General features: G+C 71.9%; 4 protein-coding genes. 2 read left to right on the top strand and 2 right to left on the bottom strand.

Going from position 1 to position 3,226, the window contains the following annotated elements:
• Window positions 1-252 precede the first annotated feature (252 nt).
• Window positions 253-846, top strand: a complete 594-nt coding sequence (locus ACWDX9_RS61550; RefSeq protein WP_449973156.1) for a TetR family transcriptional regulator — start codon at window positions 253-255, stop codon at window positions 844-846.
• Window positions 847-941: 95 nt separating this feature from the next.
• On the opposite strand, the gene ACWDX9_RS61545 is transcribed toward ACWDX9_RS61550, so the two are convergent.
• Complete coding sequence (locus ACWDX9_RS61545; RefSeq protein WP_449973155.1) at window positions 942-1,964, bottom strand: alkaline phosphatase PhoX; 1,023 nt, start codon at window positions 1,962-1,964, stop codon at window positions 942-944.
• A gap of 271 nt (window positions 1,965-2,235) precedes the next feature.
• Complete coding sequence (locus ACWDX9_RS61540; RefSeq protein WP_449973154.1) at window positions 2,236-2,703, bottom strand: Dps family protein; 468 nt, start codon at window positions 2,701-2,703, stop codon at window positions 2,236-2,238.
• 108 nt (window positions 2,704-2,811) lie between these two features.
• Here ACWDX9_RS61540 and ACWDX9_RS61535 point away from each other — a divergent pair.
• On the top strand, window positions 2,812-3,226 hold a 415-nt coding region (locus ACWDX9_RS61535), incomplete at its 3' end, for a helix-turn-helix domain-containing protein (RefSeq protein WP_449973153.1).

The raw sequence follows: 3,226 nt of genomic DNA, 5'->3' as shown, positions 1-3,226 counted from the left end.
ACCGCCCCGGCCGCCAGCGCCGCGGCGACGGCGAGCACGATCAGGGCCAGGGCGAGCACGGCCCGGCGGCGCCGGACGAGAAGGAAGCCCAGCCTGCGCAGCGGCGGCCCGGCCGCCTTCGCGTGGACCGGCCGCAGCCGCGTGTTCAGCGCCATGTAAGGTGCCCCCGCCCTAAAACTCGGTAAACTACTCGTGTTTGCTCTCCCAATCAGAAATACAAGTGAATGCTCGCATTTGTCAACGAGGAGACCCATGCCTGAACGCACGGTCCGCCGGCAGGCGCGCGGCCTGAAGCGCATGGCGGAGATCCTCGACGCCGCCGAGTCGGTGATCGCCGAGGTCGGATACCCGGACATGACGACAAACCACGTCGCCACGCGGGCGGGGATGTCGCCCGGGTCGCTCTACCAGTTCTTCCGCAACAAGGAGGAGATCCTCGACGGGCTCGTGGCTCGCTACACCGACGAGCGGCAGGAGTTCTGGGCCGCCCGGCTGGCCGCCGTCACCCCGGAGGTGCCGCTGGAGGCGCTGGTGGGGCAGGTCGTGGACGAGAGCGTCAGGTTCAAGGGCGCGTCACCGGCGTACTGGTCGCTCCTGTACGGGTCGGCGACGGGCGACCAGCTGGCCTCGGCCTCGCAGCGGCTGCACGACGACATCGCCCGGCAGGTCGCGGCCATGCTCCGCCGCCGCTCCCCCAGCCTGGCGGAGGAGCGCGCCGCGCTCATGGGGACGATGGCGGTGGCCATGGTGAAGGCGGTGATGCCGCTGGTCACCACCGCGACGCCGGAGCGCGGCGCGGAGCTGGTGGCGGAGCTGAAGCTGGCCCTGGTGCGCTATCTGGGCTGAGCGCGGACTGAAGCTCGCCCTGGCCCGCCATCTGGGCTGAGCGCGGACCGAGGCTCGCCCTGGTCCGCCAGCTGAGCTGAGCGCGGGCCTCGCGCTCAGCCGCGGAAGGGGCCCAACACCTCGAAGGTGTGGCCCTCGGTGCGGCCGCGCCGGGCCGAGAAGTAGAGCCGATCGCCCTCCGGCGAGAACGCCAGCCCGGTCAGCTCCGCGCCGGCGTGCCCCTCCAGCCTGAGGAACGGCGTGACCGCGCGGTCGGGGGCGATGACGTCGATCTCCGTCGTCTCCCTGGCCACGTACAGGTCGCCGGAGGGGGCGGCGGTGATGGCGCGCACTCCCTCGCACAGCCGCTCGAGCGCGGAGGTCTGCGCGTCGTAGGCCCACAGGCCCGTGTCGCCCTTGGTCGTGAAGTAGCACACCCCGCCCGCGTAGTGGCAGCCGTCGCCGCCGTCGAAGTGGCGGGCGCCCTCGACCTGGTGGCGGGCCTCCGCGCGCAGCGCCGCCGGCGAGGGCACCACCTGCCAGTGGCCCGAGGAGCACAGCACCTCCAGCGTGCCCTCCGTCAGGTCGCCCCAGTCGCTCGGCCGGAACCGGTAGAAGCAGCCGTCGGGCTCGTCCTCGGTCATGTAGACGACGCGCCGCTCGGGGTCGCAGGCGGCGGCCTCGTGCTTGAAGCGGCCCATGGCCAGGCGGGGGCGGGCGGCGCGGGCGCCGTACGGGTCGCACTCGAAGACGCGGCCGCGGTGGCCCAGCTCGCACGACAGCCAGCTGTGCCACGGTGTGGCGCCGCCCGCGCAGTTGAGGTCGGTGCCCGACAGGATGCGGTAGGCGTCGGCGACGGTGCCGTCGGCGCGGAAGCGCAGCGCCGACGCGCCGCCGAGCAGGGGCAGCTCGGAGTTGGACACGTAGATCCAGCCGGCGCCGTCGGGGAAGCAGGCGCCGCCGTCGGGGGCCGCGTGCCAGGTCAGCCCGGCGACCTTGTGGCCCGAGCGGGCCACCACCCTGCCGGTGAAGCCTGAGGGCAGTGCGAGGCCGTCGGCGCCCGGCAGGCCGAGCGGTCCGTACGGGCTGATGCCGCCCCGCAAGAGCGGGCCCGTGCGGAGGAGAGTCTTGTGGGACATCGTGGGGCCTCCCTCTAGGTGCCACGCTAGTCGACCGCACCGACATGAATGGCAGGGACTCGCGACATCAAACTCTGCGCAAACCCCGAACTCCCACCGCGCGATCATCCGGCCAACACGCGTCGGCGGGCCGCCGGCCAGGGGTCGCGGCCCTGTCGGTGGGCATGTCGGTGGCCCTGTCGGCGGCCCTGTCGGCGGGCATGTCGGCGGGCATGTCGGCGGGCATGCCAAAGCCCGGGCTCCCGTGCGGGCTCCCGGGCTTTCTGGCAGGTCAGGCCTGGGCCTGGAACATCCAGTGCTGCTTGTCGATGTCCTGCGCCACCGCGATGAGCAGATCCTGGGTGACCGGGTCGGGCTCGTCGGTGACCCGGACGCGCTCGTGCATCCGCTTGCTGACACCGTCCAGCAGGTCGGTGATCGTCGCCACGACCTTACCGTCCTCGATCCAGCCGGACTCCGGCTGCTGGAGCTTCGTGGACCTGGCGACCGTGGTGGAACGTCCGTCCGGGTTGATCCCGACGGCGACGGCGCGTTCGGCGATGGTGTCCATGTGGGACCTGGCGAGGTCGGTGAGCTCGTCGAGCTGGAGGTGGATCGGGCGGAAGTGAGGGCCGATGAGGTTCCAGTGCGACTGCTTGGCGACCAGCGAGAGGTCGATGAGATCGACCAGGGCGCCCTGCAGGGCCCGCGCGACGGTGTCCTTGGCCTCTCCCGAGAGTGGGCCGGTGATCATGGCCATGTCCTGTTCCTCCCCATCGATAGGAGTTTTCCCTATTTAGAACGACATGGCGGCGGTCATTCTTCCGCGTCGTTGACAGTGTAACAATGACAGTGTCATTGTGGAGGTATGAGCGACGCCTCCGCCTCCACCGGGCCCATCGGTTGGACCATCGGCGAGCTGGCCGAGCGCGCGGCGCTGGCGCTGCGCGCGAGCTCGGACGGCGCATCCGCGGGCAACGGCCGGGTCCGCGATGTGCCCGGCGAGCGGCTGATCAGGTGGTATACGACGATCGGGCTGGTGGACCCGCCGCTGACCAGGCGCGGCCGCATCGCCCAGTACGGGCGGCGGCACCTGCTGCAACTCGTGGCCGTGAAACGCCTGCAGGCCGCCGGGCACTCGATCGCCCAGATCCAGGCGGCCCTGGCGGGCGCCACGGACCGCATGCTGGAAACCGCCGCGGGTGCGGGCACTCCCCCCATGACCGGTGCCGTGCGCGAGCGGGTGGGCCCTGGCGCGAGCGAGGCACCCGACGGCGCGCACC

This window comes from Nonomuraea sp. NPDC003201 (assembly GCF_053590415.1).
The sequence above is the reverse complement of the archived record's forward strand: the minus strand, read 5'-3'. Positions and strand labels throughout refer to the sequence as shown.

Coding starts and splice junctions, on each gene's coding strand:
- ACWDX9_RS61550 (WP_449973156.1), top strand. CDS start 253: ATGCCTGAACGCACGGTCCGCCGGCAGGCGCGCGGCCTGAAGCGCATG.
- ACWDX9_RS61545 (WP_449973155.1), bottom strand. CDS start 1,964: ATGTCCCACAAGACTCTCCTCCGCACGGGCCCGCTCTTGCGGGGCGGC.
- ACWDX9_RS61540 (WP_449973154.1), bottom strand. CDS start 2,703: ATGGCCATGATCACCGGCCCACTCTCGGGAGAGGCCAAGGACACCGTC.